A 14,108-nucleotide genomic window follows, 5' to 3' on the forward strand; every position below is an offset into this window, starting at 1 on the left:
GATCCTGTAGGAGCAAGGCTTGCCCGCGATTGACTGCGCAGCAGTCACCCATCATTTGCCACTAAAAGGAGCCCGACATGGAATCCCCAACCCACAGCCTCCCCTCTCTGTTCAAGCAACTCGGCCTGCCGGATGACGCCGAAAGCATCGATAAATTCATCGCTACCCACTCACCGCTCAAGCCCGAATTGCATTTGGCCGATGCTTTCTTCTGGAGCAAGAGCCAGGCGCAGTTTTTGCGCGACGATATTCTGGATGACGCGGATTGGGCGGAGGTGGTGGATCAGTTGAACGTGCTGCTGAGGAAGGGGCGAGGGGGGTAACAAATCAACTTTCTGGTGGCCACTGTCGGGATGTGTGGACCAGCGCGAGTATCCAGGCTGCATCCGATTCGAGCTGGTAAACCAAGCGATAGTTTTGATGCGGAAATAACTCGCGAGTACCTGAAATGATGCCAACAGGGCCGCTTTCAGGAAACCGGGAAATGCGGGATATCGCGTCCTTGAAGCGGTTGTCCATATCGAGCTGCTACTGGGTTGACCGCATGCAAATAATCCCAAATGTCTGCACGATCCTGTGCTGCTGCGGGCGTCCAGATTATCTTCATCCTTTTTTGATTACCTGCTCACGCCTGGCTGCGAATTGAGCTTCAACCTCATCGTTTGTCAGGCCTTCGCCAGCCCGCATGGAAACACGTGCGCTGTCGACTTTGCGTTGCAAGAACGCTTCGTACTCACGTGACTCTCGTTGTGTTTGAACGAACTGACGCATCATTTCCCTGACGATTTGCGAGGCAGGGCGATGAGAAGCTTCTGCTTCGGCCATGAACTGTTCACGCAGCTCAGGTTCAAGTTTCATCGTAAAAACGGCTTGTTTTGACATAGCGCTGTCCTCGATTCGCGTACTGACGAAGTATATACATCTTCAGTACGCGCACTTCTTTCAGTAATGCCTCTCACGACGGGTGGCTGCCAAATTGTTTCAAAACTTGACCAACTTTCGCCTCAAATGCCATATTGATAGTTAGCAAACTAACAGTGTGTCTTTTCTCCCGTGTCAAAAAACCTCGACGCTCTCCAGATGAACATCAGCAGCTCCATGGTGGTGGCCGCCCGGCATTGGCGGAAGATCTGCCAGACCACGCTGGTCAACTATGGAATCTCCGAAGCCTGCGCCGTCCCGTTGTTGATGATCGGGCGGCTGGGCGAGGGTGTGCGGCAGGTGACGGTCGCGCAGGCGGCCGGGATGGAGAGCCCGTCCATGGTGCGCCTGCTCGATCAGCTGTGTCATGCCGGCTACGTTCGTCGAACCGAAGATACGCATGACCGCCGCGCCAAATGCCTGAGCCTGACCGACACCGGCCGGGAGCTGGTCCAGGCGGTTGAAATCGAGCTGGTGCGCTTGCGCAATGAAGTGCTGGAAGGGATCGCCCCGAGTGATCTGGAAGCGGCGTTGCGGGTATTGAAAGCGTTTGAGGCGGCCAACGCTCCGTCGGTGGTGAGCCCTTGAGCGGATTTTTTACCGGCGTTCCCCCGGCGCGGGACTGGTTCTACGGTGTGCGCACCTTCGCGGCATCGATGATCGCGTTGTACATCGCCATGCTCATGCAAATGCCGCGTCCGTATTGGGCGATGGCCACGGTGTATATCGTTTCCAGTCCCTTCGTCGGTCCGACCAGTTCCAAGGCGCTGTATCGAGCGGTCGGTACGTTTCTGGGCGCGGCGGCGGCGGTTTTTTTCGTGCCGATGTTTGTTCAGAGCCCCTATGTGCTGGTGGTGGTCATCGCGTTGTGGACCGGGATCCTGTTGTTCCTGTCGCTGCACCTGCGCACCGCCAACAGTTACGCGTTGATGCTCGCTGGCTACACCTTGCCGCTGATCGCCTTGCCGGTGGTGGATAACCCGTTGGCGGTGTGGGATGTGGCCGAGGCGCGGACTGAGGAGATCTTCCTCGGCATCGCCGTCGCGGCAGTGGTCGGTGCGATGTTCTGGCCCCGCCGGCTGGCGCCGGTGTTCAACGATTCGGTGAACAAATGGTTCGCCGATGCCTCGACCTATAGCCTGCGTTTTCTCAGCCGCAACGTGCAGCCAGAAGAAGTCAGTGCACTGCGCGCCTCGATGGTCGCAACCTTCAACACGCTTGAGCTGATGATCGGCCAGTTGCCCCACGAGGGCGCGCGTCCGCAAACCGTGCGCAACACCAAGGAACTGCGCGGGCGAATGATTCATTTGCTGCCGGTGATCGATGCCCTCGACGATGCGCTCTACGCCCTCGAACGCCGCACGCCGGAGCTTGTGGACAAGTTCGCACCGTTGCTGGCCGCCACCACGGAATGGCTTGACCACAAAGACGCCGACCTCGACCGCTGGCAAGCGCAGAAAGATCAACTCGAAGCGCTGCAACCGTCCGCCGAAGCGCTGGATGATCGCAAGCAACTGCTGTTCTCCAACGCCTTGTATCGTCTCGGCGAATGGATCGATTTGTGGCAAGACTGCCGCAGCCTGCAATACGCGATTCAGTGCGAAAGCCAGGACAGCTGGCGCGCGGTGTATCGGCATTGGCGCCTCGGTCGCCTGTCGCCATTTCTCGACCGTGGGCTGATGCTTTATTCAGCGGCGTCCACAGTCACCGCAATCATCGTCGCCTCGGTACTGTGGATTCTGCTCGGCTGGACCGACGGGGGCAGCGCGGTGATTCTGGCGGCGGTGGCGTGCAGCTTCTTTGCCTCGATGGACGACCCGGCGCCGCAGATCTACCGGTTCTTCTTCTGGACGGCGATGTCGGTGCTGTTTGCCAGTCTTTACCTGTTTCTGGTCCTGCCCAACCTGCATGATTTCCCGATGCTGGTGCTGGCGTTCGCCGTGCCGTTCATTTGCATCGGCACCCTGACGGTCAAGCCGCAGTTCTACCTGGGCATGCTGCTGACGTTGGTCAACACCTCGTCCTTCATCAGTATCCAGGGTGCTTACGACGCGGATTTCCTCAGCTTCGCCAACTCCAACCTGGCCGGCCCGGTCGGCTTGCTGTTCGCCTTTGTCTGGACCCTGATCGCGCGGCCCTTCGGCGCGGAACTGGCGGCCAAGCGCCTGACCCGTTTCAGCTGGCGCGACATCGTCAGCCTCACTGAACCCGCCTCGCTGGCCGAACACCGGCAGTTAGGCGTGCAGATCCTCGATCGCCTGATGCAGCATTTGCCGCGTCTGGCCATGACCGGCCAGGACACAGGGATTGCGCTGCGGGAAGTGCGCGTGGCGCTGAACCTGCTCGACCTGCTCGCCTACACACCGCGTGTGCTCGGCGTGCCGCAGGTGCTGCTGCATCAGGTGGTGGCCGAAGTCGGCGAGTATTTCAAAGCCTGCCTCAAGGCTGGCGAGCGTTTGCCGGCGCCCAGTGCGTTGTTGATGACCATGGACCGCACGCGCCGCGCCCTCAACCGCGAATGCGATGACGGCGCCCGCCTTCATCTGTTGCACGCGTTGAGCGGTCTGCGTCTGGCATTACTTCCCGGCGTTGAATTCGTCGGCGCCGGCGACCTCGAAGAACCGCTTCCCCATGGTATCGATGGAGCGCCTTTATGATCGGTGATCTGGATATCAGCGGGGTGTTTCTGCCCACGCTGCTGGTGCTGATGGGCATTACCTATGTGATTTACCTGCTGGTGCACGGGTTGCTGACGCGCCTGCACTTTTACCGTCTGGTCTGGCACCGGGCATTGTTCAACGTGGCTCTCTACGCTTTGCTGCTCGGCGCCGTGGACTCACTCAGTCGATACCTGATGACATGAAAAAACCTTTTTTGACCCTCGGCCGTGTGGTCCTGACCCTGTTGATCGTGACCTTCGCCGTCGTCGTGGTCTGGCGCATGGTGATGTATTACATGTTCGCCCCGTGGACCCGCGACGGGCATATCCGCGCCGACATCGTGCAGATCGCCCCGGATGTGTCCGGCCTGATCCAGCAAGTCGAGGTGCGCGACAACCAATTGGTGAAACGCGGCCAGGTGCTGTTCAGCATCGATCAGGACCGTTTCAAACTCGCGCTGCGCCAGGCCAAAGCGGCGGTCGCCGACCGTCAGGAAACCCTGGCGCAGGCGCAACGCGAGGCCAAGCGTAACCGCGGCCTCGGCAACCTGGTGCCGGGCGAGCAACTGGAAGAGAGCCAATCGCGGGTGGCCCGCGCCGAAGTGGCGTTGATGGAAGCGCAGGTGACGGTGGACAGCGCCCAGCTCAACCTCGACCGCTCGACCATCCGCAGCCCGGTCGATGGCTACGTCAACGACCGTGCACCGCGTGCGCAGGAATTCGTCACCGCCGGGCGCCCGGTGTTGTCGGTGGTGGACAGCAATTCGTTTCACATCGACGGCTATTTCGAAGAAACCAAACTCGACGGCATCCATGTCGGTCAGTCGGTCGATATCCGGGTGATCGGCGACCGCGCTCGTCTGCGTGGCCACGTGGAAAGCATCGTCGCCGGCATCGAAGACCGCGACCGCAGCAGCGGCAGCAACCTGTTGCCCAACGTCAACCCGGCGTTCAGCTGGGTGCGGCTCGCGCAGCGGATTCCGGTGCGGATCGCTTTCGACGACGTGCCGGCCGACTTCCGCATGATTGCCGGGCGGACAGCGACGGTGTCGATCATCGACGACCATACGCAGGAGCTGGCCGAATGAGCAGGGCCTCGGGTTTGGCGGTTGCCGGATTAGGTCTGCTGCTGTCGGCGTGTCAGGTGGTCGGGCCGGATTATCACCTGCCGGACGAAGCCGCCGTACACCGTGAAGACTTTCAGGGCGACCTGGCGGTAAACGGCAAAAATGTCGTCTCGGCGCCGGTGCCCAGCGACTGGTGGCGCCTGTATCAAGACCCGCGTCTGGACCAGTTGGTGCAACAGGCCATGGCGTCCAACACCGACTTGCGTGTGGCCGCCGCGAACCTTTCCCGCGCTCGCGCTCAGGTTGACGAGGCCCAGGCCGCAGGAGGCTGGAGTGGCGGCGTGAAGCTCGGCGCCCAGCGTTTGCAGGAGTCCGGCGAAGCCTTCCTGCTGCCGGAAAAAGTCCCGGTGGCCAACGTCGGCGACATCGGCATCACCACCTCGTATCAATTCGACCTGTTCGGCACCTTGCAGCGCGGCATCGAGGCCGCCAAGGCCAATGCCGATGCGACGCAAGCGGCGGCGGATACGGCGCGAATCACCTTGGTGGCCGATGTCGTCCGAGCGTATACCCAAGTGTGCGCGGCCAACGAAGAACGGGAAATCGCTCAGCATTCCCTCGACCTGCAAGCCCAGGGCACCACGCTGATCCAGCGTTTACGCGATGCGGGGCGTGGCGATGAAACCCAGGTCACTCGCTCGCAAACCCAATTCAAATCCCTGCGCGCCGACATGCCGCGTTATGAGGCGGCGCGTCAGGCGGGCTTGTTCCGTTTGTCGATGTTGCTGGCCAAAGCGGTCGACCAATTACCGGCCGGCACCAGCGACTGCGCCGAGTTGCCGAAAATTGCGCAACTGTTGCCGGTCGGTGACGGCGCCACGCTGCTCAAGCGTCGCCCCGATGTGCGTCAGGCCGAACGTCGATTGGCCGCCGCGACCGCGGGTATCGGCATTGCCACCGGCGAGTTGTACCCGGACATCAGCATCGGCGCGACTGTCGGCACGGTCGGTATTCTGGAGAATCTCGGCAAACCGTCGACCAATCGCTGGGGCTTCGGCCCGTTGCTGACCTGGACCGTACCGTCCAATGGCTCCCGGGCACGTATCCGCGAGGCCGAAGCGGCGACCCAAGGCGCGCTGGCGCACTTTGATGGCGTGGTGCTCAACGCCATTCGCGAGACCCAGACCGGTCTGGCCCAGTACTCCGCGCTGCTGCAACGCCGCGATGCACTGGCGGATGCCGAGCAGTCGGCGCAACTGGCGGCCGACCAGACGCACCGGTTCTTCCAGGCCGGTCGTGAATCGTTCCTGGCAGACCTGCAAGCGACCCGCACCTACACCAATGTGCGGGCGCAACTGGCCTCCGCCAACACGCAAGTTGCCATGAGCCAGATCGATTTGTTCCTGGCACTGGGCGGTGGCTGGGAAAGCGGACGAACGCAAGCGACGAACACCAGCAAACCCTGAGGCCGTTGCTATGCTTTGACTTGATGATCGAACTCATCAATCAGCTCGCGTTGGTCATGGGGACTCTAATAATGAAAAACCCTTATGCTCCCGGCTTCTGGTGCGCTATTGCGGCATTGGTGTTGCTGTCGGCCACCTATTTCTACGGCATCATGCTGGCCCACCAGATCGACAAGGCGCTGGTGTTCCTCGACAGCGCCGCCGCGCTGATCGCCGTGATGGCCATCGTGGTGGTGGCCTGGGCTTCGCTCCAGGGCCAGCGCATCAAAAAAAGACAACTGGAACAAGGCAAGACGCTGGTGCTGATCTGGGACACCAAGGTCGCTTTGCGTCGGGTCGAAACGGTGTTCGACCGGTATTTCTGGGGCAGTTACTGGCAACCGGGGCGTACCTTTCAGGAAGTCATGGGCGAACTCACCGGAACACCCCTGGAAAAAAGCCTCGAAACCTTGAAGAAGCAATGCCTGGCCCTGGACAAGCAAGTGTCCGACGACGGTTGGCATTGGCTGAACAACGCCCGTGAACTCTCCGATGTCGCCTCCGCCATGGCCCGCGAACGCTATCAGCTGGACTTTTGCGACCCGCGCGCGGACGTGACGGGCGGCGCGGTGATCAATCGGGATTTCGAGGTGCTGGTTTATACGTGGACCGCGCGGCTGAAAAGTTTTGATCATCAGCTGGATGAGATTGAGGTTCAGTATTCCTGAATCGATGTCGTCGGCACTGACGCCATCGCGGGCAAGCCCGCTCCCACAAGGATCACGCTGAACCTGTGGGAGCGGGCTTGCCCGCGATGGCGTTTTCATGTCCGCCGAAACTCTCGACCGTTGCGCACAGTCCATAGACACTCTTTAACCTTTAAACATTGGGCCGCCCGGTGCGCCTGATGCTAATCTCCATCGCACTTTAAAACGCAGTCGTGACCGCAGCCCGTCAAGGGTTCAGGGAAGACGACCACACCTCAGACAACGGACATTGATCGGGTCATTCATGAATAAATCAGCAGGCGTGCTTCTTGGAATTGTCGTGGCCATCGGTGCAATCAGCGCCGGCGGTGCCTGGTTCACCGGCACCAAACTCGAAGGGGTGCTGAACACCTCGATCGCCGACGCCAACAAGGAACTGCAAGCCGCGCTGGTCGGTTCCAATGGCACTGCATCGCTGGAACTGGTGTCACTTGAGCGCCACGTGTTCAGCAGCACCGCGCACTACCGCCTCAAGGGCCAAGGCGAGATGTTCGGCGAGGCGCCGGTCGAATTGCTCTTCGTCGATCGCATCGAACACGGCCCGCTGCCGTTCTCACGCCTGGTGTCACTGAAGTGGCTGCCGGTCCTGGCCACCAGTCATTACGAGCTGGAAAAGACGCCGATCACCGAGAAGTGGTTCGCCGCCGCCAAGGACAAATCGCCGCTCACCGGCGTGGTCAACATCGGCTACGACAACGCCACCAACGGCACCCTAGAGTTGCTGCCGCTGGATGTCGCGCTGGACGCCAAGTCCCACCTGAAATTCTCCGGCCTGAACCTCGATGTCGCGGCCAACGCCCAGGCTCAGAAAGTCAAAGCCAACGGCTACATGGACAGCTTCACACTGACCACCGTGGCTGAAGACCAGACACCGGTAAAAGTCGAATTGAGCGGCCTGACCCTGGCCAGCAACCTGGTGAAAAGTACCTACGGCTACTACACCGGCGAGAACACCGTCGAGCTGACCGACAGCAAAACCACGTTCGGCGCGCAACAGTCGGTGTTGGGCATCAAGAAATTCGAAATGAAGAACCAGACCGAGGAGTCGGGCACCAGCGCTTCCGGGCGTGCCGATTACAAGATCGGTGAAGTGTCGTTGAACGGTAAATCGGTGGGTTCTGCACAGATGGCCATGAGCCTGAAGAATCTCGACATTCCGGCGACGATGTCGTTGATGCAGATCTACCAGACCAAACTGCAACCCTACGAAAAAGCCGCTGCCGAAGCGGCTGCCGCTGGCGAGCCGGCACCCGAGCTGGTCTTGACCCCGGCCGAAGAGGCCCAGGTGAAAGCTGGTCTGGAGAAACTGCTGGCGGCCGGTCCGCAGGTCGCTCTGGAGAACCTGTCGTTCACCACCGCTAACGGTGAAAGTCGCGCCAATCTGGTGCTCGACCTGACCAAACCACAATCCATGGACCTGCCACCGGATCAACTGACCCAACAGCTGATCGCCCTGCTGGACGTCAATATCCAGGTATCCAAGCCGATGCTGGTTGATTTGCTCAGTGTCCAAGGGCAAATCGACGGTCAGACCGACGCCAAGGTCATAGCCGATCAGGCCAAGGCCACTGCCGACATGTTCGGTGCCATGGCGGTCGGCACGCAGTTCGCCAAACTGGACGGCAACAACATCATCACCAAGCTGCATTACGCCAACAAGCAAGTGGAATTCAACGGCCAGAAAATGACCGTCGAAGAGTTTGTCGGCTTTGTGATGAGCAAGCTCGGTAGTGCTGGCGTCGTCCAGTAACGCCTAAACGTCCCGAATCAGCCGCCACGCCTCGTCAACAGGCAGCGGCTGTTTCATTCGCTCGGCCAGCATCGCCATTGCCCGCTCTTCATCGCAGGCGATGGCGGCGGTCACCACGCCGTTCTTGCCGAACAGGCCGATAAAGGGTGGGTGGTACGGATCGCCCTTGAACTCGACCTCGTCCCCCGTTTCGGCGTGACCGAGGTAGTCGTAGTTTTTGCCGAAGTGCCAGGTCCAGAAGTACGGCACATCCAGGTAATGCTCGTCGCCGCCCAGCATATTCGCCGCCGCAATCCGTGCATGCTGTTGTGCCAGGCGCCAATGCTCGATCCGTTGCGGCTGGCCGTTGAGCGGGAAGGTCGCGATATCACCGGCCGCCCATAGTCCTTCGGTCACGCCCATGCCGCCGTCGACTTTCAGGGAATGATCGTTTTCCATGGGCAGATCTTTAAACGGTCCGGTTGCCGGGCTGACGCCAATGCCGACTAAAACCAAATCCGCCGGCAGACGCTGACCGTTCTTCAGTTTCACCGCTTCAACCTTGTCTGTGCCCTCAATCTGCGCGGCTTCGCTGTCGGTGAGGAACACCACGCCGTGGGCCACATGGCGGGCAAGAATCGCTTTGCCGACCGTTTCGCCAAACTGTTTGGCGAAGGGCACCTCGTGGCGGGCCAGGACGGTGACGTCCAGGCCGTATTCGCGTAGCGCGGATGCGGATTCCATCGCAATAAAGCTGTCGCCAATGATCACTGCACGCTGGCCGGGTTGGGCGGCGGCCAGGATTTTTTGTGCCTGGTCTTTCGAGCGCAGCAAGAACACTTGCGGCAGGTCGGCGCCAGGTAAATCGAGCGATTTGGGTGTGCCGCCCGTGGCGATCAGCGCGGCGTCATAGCTCAATGTCTGGCCATCCTTGAGCTGCACGGTCCGGGCGTTGGCATCGAGGCTCGCCACTTCACCGTTTATGCGATCGATGCGCTGCTCGCGATAAAAGCTGTCATCACGCAGCGGTGGGACTTCCTCTGGCGGCATCTCCCCGGCGATCACGAATTTGCTCAACACGGTGCGGTCGTAACCGGCCTCAGGTTCGCGGTCGATCAGCAGCACGCGGCCGCCGAAACCCTTTTCGCGTAACGCCGCCGCACCCGCCGTGCCTGCGGCGCCGGCGCCGATAATCACAAACGTACGTTCATCATCGGCCGGCGGGGTATGAGCATCCGGAAGCGGGTTTTCGTCGACCCAGACTTCGTCATCGCGCATTTCCAGAGGGTAGCGCTTGAGACTGTCCAGCGACGGCGGTTCACACAACGCACCGTCCTCGACCCGGTACGCTGCCTTGTGCCACGGGCAAATCAGGCGTCCGTGACACAGCGCACCCTCGGCCAGCGGCGCCCCGGCGTGCGGGCATTCGCCCTGATAGGCGCGTAGTTGATCGCCGACCCGCAGCAAGACGATTTTGGTGTCCCCAATCCGGACTTCCAGGCCACGGTTATCGGGAACATCGGCAAAACGGGCAACGCGGTGCAGTGCCATGATCGTTCTCCAGGCAGGCGTTTCATTTAAGAGTTTGGCGCTTATCCTGTGGTTCAGCCAATTCCCACTGCCACCGCACGAACGGTTTGGCTATAGTTTGCACGCCGACCACGGCCCCACCCGCACAAGGTGCTCCGGTATGACCCGATTGACCTCACTGAACCCTTGGCTGGCGGCCGTTGCCGTCGCCCTTTGCGTGCAGTTTCCGGCGCAGGCCCAGGAACGTTTCACCGTCAGCATTCCCGGTGTGACGGACAACCGCCTGTTCACTTCGGCGGCGGCCAGCGATGCAGCTGGCTGTGGCGGCAAGAACCAGTCTCCGGCCCTGAGCTGGACCGCTGGACCTGCGGGCACCCAGAGCTACGCCATCGTCATGCACGATCCGGATGGCCAGAAAGGCTTGGGTTCCGATCACTGGGTTCACTACGGCATCAAACCGGCGACCCGCCAGATTCCGGCCGGTGTCGGCGCCAAATCCGCCCTCGAAGGCGTGGGTGGCAGCAATAGCAAAGGCACCACCGGCTACATCGGTCCTTGCCCGCCGGTCGGCGATAGCTCCCACCATTACATCATCCAGCTCTACGCCCTCGACCTTGCTCCGGACGCCTTGCCCGCCGGCCTGACCCGCGCGCAGCTGCTGGAAAAAATCAAAGGCCATGTGCTGAAAAACAGCAGCGTGGTGCGGCGATATCACCGCTGAAGTTTTTTTCGGCGGGGTTAACCCGAACCGGTGGGGCTACCCGTCTCAGAGGATGAATGGATCAATTTCCTCCTGAGGTCAGCTCCCATGTCTCTCCCTCTGCATATCCTCCGCCCGGCCGCCCAGGGTTTCGCCGCCGGGTTGCTGCTGGCCGTTGCCGGTTGCGGTGTTTCGTCCAAACCTGATTCCGCTGCCGTTCCGGTTGTGGTTTCGCCTCCCGCACAAGGTGCGCTGGTGCGCAGTGAGGCGGTCATGGCCGATGTGACCATGGCCAAGCGCAGCGTACGTCCGGCTCCCATGGCGAGTTTTGCACCTGAGTCTTTGCCGCCGGGTTATCAGGATGAGCAGCGTGAGCAATATCAAGCGCTGGCGGATAACCCCATTCACAGCGTGGCCGAAGCGCCAGTCTCCACCTTCAGCGCCGACGTCGACACGGGCGCCTATGCCAACGTTCGCCGCCTGCTCAATCAAGGTCGCCTGCCACCCGAGGGCGCGGTGCGGTTGGAGGAGATGGTCAATTACTTCCCCTACGATTACGCCTTGCCCACCGATGGCTCGCCGTTTGGCGTGACCACTGAACTGGCGCCGTCACCGTGGAACCCGCATACGCGCTTGCTGCGCATCGGCATCAAGGCGTCGGACCGCGCAGTGGCAGAATTGGCCCCGGCAAACCTGGTGTTTCTGGTGGACGTGTCCGGTTCGATGGACCGGCGCGAGGGGTTACCGTTGGTCAAAAGCACCCTGAAATTGTTGGTCGATCAATTGCGCGAGCAGGATCGGGTGTCATTGGTGGTCTACGCCGGCGACTCGCGTGTGGTGCTCGAACCCACTTCCGGACGGGAAAAAGCGAAAATTCGCACAGCCATCGATCAATTGACTGCGGGCGGCTCCACCGCCGGGGCGTCGGGCATCGAGCTGGCCTATCAAATGGCGCAGCAAGCCTTTATCCCCAAAGGCATCAACCGCATCCTGCTGGCCACCGACGGCGACTTCAACGTCGGCATCAGCGACTTCGACAGCCTCAAGCAAATGGCTGTGGATAAACGCAAGACTGGCGTTTCCCTGACCACCCTGGGGTTTGGTGTAGATAACTACAATGAACACCTGATGGAACAACTGGCCGACGCCGGCGATGGCAACTACGCCTACATCGACAATCTGCGTGAGGCGCGCAAGGTGCTGGTGGATCAGCTCGGCTCGACCCTCGCGGTCGTGGCAAAAAACGTGAAGCTGCAAGTGGAGTTCAACCCGGCGCAGGTCAGCGAGTACCGGTTGTTGGGATATGAGAATCGTGCATTGAAGCGTGAGGATTTCAGCAACGACAAGGTCGATGCCGGTGAAATCGGCGCAGGGCATACGGTCACGGCGTTGTACGAAATTGTGCCGAAGGGTGAGAAGGGGTGGTTGGAGCCGTTGCGGTATGGCAAGTCCGATTCGGTTGTTTCCGGGATGAACGGAGAATTGGCGATGCTGCGTGTGCGTTATCAGCTGTCCGAAGGTGGGAAAAGTCGCTTGATCGAACGTCCGATTGCAGGTGGTTCGGAAGGTAAGGCCAGTGACGACCTGCGATTTGCCGCGGCTGTGGCGGCGTTTTCCCAGCAGCTCAAGGATGGCCGTTACACCGGTGATTTCAGCCTGAAGGACACCGAAGCACTGGCTCGCGGTGCGCGAGGCGATGATCGCTTTGGTCTGCGTGCAGAGTTCGTGCAATTGGTGGAGCTGGCGCAAAGCCTGCGGACCACGACCGCCGCCAACAGTGAGCCGCTTAAAGGAGGCTACAACTGACATGTCTGCTCCCGAATCGAGCGACGAATCACTGCTGGCCCGCTATCGCTCAGGCGACGGGCCAGCGTTCGAGATTCTGTACGCCCGTCACCGGCAAGGTCTTTACCGGTTCCTCCTCGGTCTGAGCGGCAAATCCGAACTGGCCGAGGAGGTTTACCAGGAAACCTGGCTGAGCCTGATCCGCAGCACCAGTCAGCCACAAGGCCGGGCGAATTTTCGTACGTGGCTCTACCAGATTGCCCGCAATCGCCTGATCGATCACTGGCGCAAACACGGAATCCACAACCCCTTGCACGATAGCTATGACGAACAGACCCACGCCCTGGCTGATGACGCCGCCGATCCCGAACAACTGCTGAGTCTGAGCCGCGATAGCCAGCGCCTCGAAGTTGCCCTGCAAACCCTGCCCACCGACCAGCGCGAAGTATTCCTGCTGCGCGCCCACGGCGATCTCGACCTGCCGCAGATCGCCACCCTCACCGAAACACCGCTGGAGACCGTCAAAAGCCGCTTGCGCTACGCCCAGCAAAAACTGCGTCGGCTGCTGGCCGAGGAGGTACTGACATGACTGACGCCCGCAAACCACCAGAAGACGAAGTGCTTCAGCATTTCCGCGAGCATTCGACTGGCGAACCACCGGTCCATCTTGATGCCTTCATTCTGGGCGCCGCACATCGTGAAGTCCCTGTGCCGAAACCGAACCTGTGGCAACGCTGGGTTCAGGCTTGCCAGAGACCACGTTGGCAAGTGGCCTTTGCCAGCCTCGTCGGCGTTGCATTGATGCTGGCGCTGGTGCAACGAACTCCAGAACAGCCCGCGAGTTACGACTTCGTGCCCAAAGCGTCCGCACCGGTCGCCAAAAAAGAGGCCGCACAGGCCCCGTCGTCGGTTGCGCGCTCGCTGGCAGCCCCGACCCCGGTCGCACCAATGGCAGATTTTGCGGCACCTGCGCAGAGCGAATCGATCAATGCCGAAATGGCCGATGAAGCAAAAGTCAGCAAGCGCGCAGCCGCCCCAGCGAAAACCCTGGATGAGCAATTGCTTGAAGTGGTTCGCCTGCAGAACGCCGGTCAGACACACGCGGCGGATGACTTGATGGCGACATTGCACAAACGCTTTCCCAAGGAAAACCTCAACGCCCGACTCAAGGAATTGAAGAAAAACTGAAGAGAACGATGTTCCGCGATTTGGCATCAACACCCGAAAGCGCGCACTATCGGCCTATAGCCGATGCGTTGGAGGATGCCGTGGCAAAAAAAATCGACCGCATCGCCCAAATGCTCAACTGCCCGGAAAAGGGCGAAGAACTGCGGCGAGCAGTGACTGAGAGTCGTAAGGAGTTTCTTCTGGCGAAGCAGGCAGAAGAAGCTCTGGAGGAGGACGTCCTTGATGAAGAAGAGTTCGAGGACGACGATGACTACGACGAGTTTGACTGGACGACAGAATGAAAAAACCGCTTCGGCGGCTTTTTTGTGCGCTTGGGC

15 protein-coding genes and 1 pseudogene are annotated in these 14,108 nt (G+C 60.5%); 13 read left to right on the forward strand and 3 right to left on the reverse strand.

The window, feature by feature from the left end:
• The first annotated feature begins 77 nt into the window (after window positions 1-77).
• Window positions 78-323 (forward strand): DUF2789 domain-containing protein, encoded by a 246-nt coding sequence (locus KJF94_RS27335; RefSeq protein ID WP_214380112.1) that lies wholly within the window; start codon window positions 78-80, stop codon window positions 321-323.
• Window positions 324-327: 4 nt separating this feature from the next.
• On the opposite strand, the pseudogene KJF94_RS27340 reads toward KJF94_RS27335, so the two are convergent.
• Both KJF94_RS27340 and KJF94_RS27345 read right to left on the reverse strand, forming a co-directional pair.
• A pseudogene (locus KJF94_RS27340) lies at window positions 328-607 on the reverse strand (type II toxin-antitoxin system RelE/ParE family toxin).
• Window positions 604-882, reverse strand: a complete 279-nt coding sequence (locus KJF94_RS27345; protein ID WP_214380113.1) for an antitoxin of toxin-antitoxin stability system — start codon at window positions 880-882, stop codon at window positions 604-606. Before KJF94_RS27345 ends, KJF94_RS27340 begins: the two are co-directional and overlap by 4 nt.
• 198 nt (window positions 883-1,080) lie before the next feature.
• Here KJF94_RS27345 and KJF94_RS27350 point away from each other — a divergent pair, with 198 nt between their 5' ends.
• The 7 genes from KJF94_RS27350 (at window position 1,081) to KJF94_RS27380 (ending at window position 8,609) form a co-directional block, all read left to right on the forward strand.
• Window positions 1,081-1,509: a MarR family winged helix-turn-helix transcriptional regulator gene (locus tag KJF94_RS27350; RefSeq protein WP_214380114.1), complete on the forward strand. Its 429-nt coding sequence runs from the start codon at window positions 1,081-1,083 to the stop codon at window positions 1,507-1,509.
• A complete protein-coding gene (locus KJF94_RS27355) occupies window positions 1,506-3,578 on the forward strand; it encodes an FUSC family protein (RefSeq protein WP_214380115.1) in 2,073 nt (690 codons plus the stop codon). Before KJF94_RS27350 ends, KJF94_RS27355 begins: the two co-directional genes overlap by 4 nt.
• Window positions 3,575-3,784, forward strand: coding sequence for a DUF1656 domain-containing protein (locus KJF94_RS27360; protein WP_008034684.1), 210 nt, complete (start codon window positions 3,575-3,577; stop codon window positions 3,782-3,784). Before KJF94_RS27355 ends, KJF94_RS27360 begins: the two co-directional genes overlap by 4 nt.
• On the forward strand, window positions 3,781-4,668 hold the full coding sequence (locus tag KJF94_RS27365) for an efflux RND transporter periplasmic adaptor subunit (protein WP_214380116.1): 888 nt from the start codon (window positions 3,781-3,783) through the stop codon (window positions 4,666-4,668). The genes KJF94_RS27360 and KJF94_RS27365 overlap by 4 nt, the downstream gene beginning before the upstream one ends.
• Entirely contained in the window at window positions 4,665-6,113 is a 1,449-nt protein-coding gene (locus KJF94_RS27370) for an efflux transporter outer membrane subunit (RefSeq protein WP_214380117.1), read from the forward strand. The genes KJF94_RS27365 and KJF94_RS27370 overlap by 4 nt, the downstream gene beginning before the upstream one ends.
• Window positions 6,114-6,184: 71 nt before the next feature.
• Window positions 6,185-6,820: an NADH:ubiquinone oxidoreductase subunit N gene (locus KJF94_RS27375; protein ID WP_214380118.1), complete on the forward strand. Its 636-nt coding sequence runs from the start codon at window positions 6,185-6,187 to the stop codon at window positions 6,818-6,820.
• A gap of 283 nt (window positions 6,821-7,103) precedes the next feature.
• A complete protein-coding gene (locus KJF94_RS27380) occupies window positions 7,104-8,609 on the forward strand; it encodes a YdgA family protein (protein ID WP_214380119.1) in 1,506 nt (501 codons plus the stop codon).
• Between the two features lie 3 nt (window positions 8,610-8,612).
• On the opposite strand, the gene KJF94_RS27385 is transcribed toward KJF94_RS27380, so the two are convergent.
• The gene (locus KJF94_RS27385; RefSeq protein WP_214380120.1) at window positions 8,613-10,139 is read right to left on the reverse strand and encodes an FAD-dependent oxidoreductase; all 1,527 of its coding nucleotides are present in this window, start codon (window positions 10,137-10,139) and stop codon (window positions 8,613-8,615) included.
• A 139-nt stretch (window positions 10,140-10,278) separates the two neighbouring features.
• On the opposite strand from KJF94_RS27385, the gene KJF94_RS27390 reads away from it, so the two are divergent.
• The 5 genes from KJF94_RS27390 to KJF94_RS27410 all read left to right on the forward strand — a co-directional run bounded on the left by KJF94_RS27390 (window position 10,279) and on the right by KJF94_RS27410 (window position 14,072).
• Window positions 10,279-10,839: a YbhB/YbcL family Raf kinase inhibitor-like protein gene (locus KJF94_RS27390; protein WP_214380121.1), complete on the forward strand. Its 561-nt coding sequence runs from the start codon at window positions 10,279-10,281 to the stop codon at window positions 10,837-10,839.
• 87 nt (window positions 10,840-10,926) lie between these two features.
• A complete protein-coding gene (locus tag KJF94_RS27395) occupies window positions 10,927-12,624 on the forward strand; it encodes a vWA domain-containing protein (RefSeq protein ID WP_214380122.1) in 1,698 nt (565 codons plus the stop codon).
• 1 nt (window position 12,625) lies between these two features.
• Window positions 12,626-13,192: an RNA polymerase sigma factor gene (locus tag KJF94_RS27400; protein WP_214380123.1), complete on the forward strand. Its 567-nt coding sequence runs from the start codon at window positions 12,626-12,628 to the stop codon at window positions 13,190-13,192.
• Entirely contained in the window at window positions 13,189-13,791 is a 603-nt protein-coding gene (locus tag KJF94_RS27405; RefSeq protein WP_214380124.1) for a hypothetical protein, read from the forward strand. The genes KJF94_RS27400 and KJF94_RS27405 overlap by 4 nt, the downstream gene beginning before the upstream one ends.
• Before the next feature lie 20 nt (window positions 13,792-13,811).
• On the forward strand, window positions 13,812-14,072 hold the full coding sequence (locus tag KJF94_RS27410) for a hypothetical protein (protein ID WP_214384964.1): 261 nt from the start codon (window positions 13,812-13,814) through the stop codon (window positions 14,070-14,072).
• Window positions 14,073-14,108 lie beyond the last annotated feature (36 nt).

Origin of the sequence: Pseudomonas hormoni (genome assembly GCF_018502625.1) — a bacterium.
GTDB lineage: Bacteria > Pseudomonadota > Gammaproteobacteria > Pseudomonadales > Pseudomonadaceae > Aquipseudomonas > Aquipseudomonas hormoni.

Bases quoted from the DNA above. Each gene is read 5' to 3' on its own strand.
- KJF94_RS27395 (WP_214380122.1), top strand. From the start codon at position 10,927: ATGTCTCTCCCTCTGCATATCCTCCGCCCGGCCGCCCAGGGTTTCGCC.
- KJF94_RS27335 (WP_214380112.1), top strand. From the start codon at position 78: ATGGAATCCCCAACCCACAGCCTCCCCTCTCTGTTCAAGCAACTCGGC.
- KJF94_RS27390 (WP_214380121.1), top strand. From the start codon at position 10,279: ATGACCCGATTGACCTCACTGAACCCTTGGCTGGCGGCCGTTGCCGTC.
- KJF94_RS27375 (WP_214380118.1), top strand. From the start codon at position 6,185: ATGAAAAACCCTTATGCTCCCGGCTTCTGGTGCGCTATTGCGGCATTG.
- KJF94_RS27345 (WP_214380113.1), bottom strand. From the start codon at position 882: ATGTCAAAACAAGCCGTTTTTACGATGAAACTTGAACCTGAGCTGCGT.
- KJF94_RS27400 (WP_214380123.1), top strand. From the start codon at position 12,626: ATGTCTGCTCCCGAATCGAGCGACGAATCACTGCTGGCCCGCTATCGC.
- KJF94_RS27370 (WP_214380117.1), top strand. From the start codon at position 4,665: ATGAGCAGGGCCTCGGGTTTGGCGGTTGCCGGATTAGGTCTGCTGCTG.
- KJF94_RS27405 (WP_214380124.1), top strand. From the start codon at position 13,189: ATGACTGACGCCCGCAAACCACCAGAAGACGAAGTGCTTCAGCATTTC.
- KJF94_RS27385 (WP_214380120.1), bottom strand. From the start codon at position 10,139: ATGGCACTGCACCGCGTTGCCCGTTTTGCCGATGTTCCCGATAACCGT.
- KJF94_RS27380 (WP_214380119.1), top strand. From the start codon at position 7,104: ATGAATAAATCAGCAGGCGTGCTTCTTGGAATTGTCGTGGCCATCGGT.
- KJF94_RS27350 (WP_214380114.1), top strand. From the start codon at position 1,081: ATGAACATCAGCAGCTCCATGGTGGTGGCCGCCCGGCATTGGCGGAAG.
- KJF94_RS27360 (WP_008034684.1), top strand. From the start codon at position 3,575: ATGATCGGTGATCTGGATATCAGCGGGGTGTTTCTGCCCACGCTGCTG.
- KJF94_RS27365 (WP_214380116.1), top strand. From the start codon at position 3,781: ATGAAAAAACCTTTTTTGACCCTCGGCCGTGTGGTCCTGACCCTGTTG.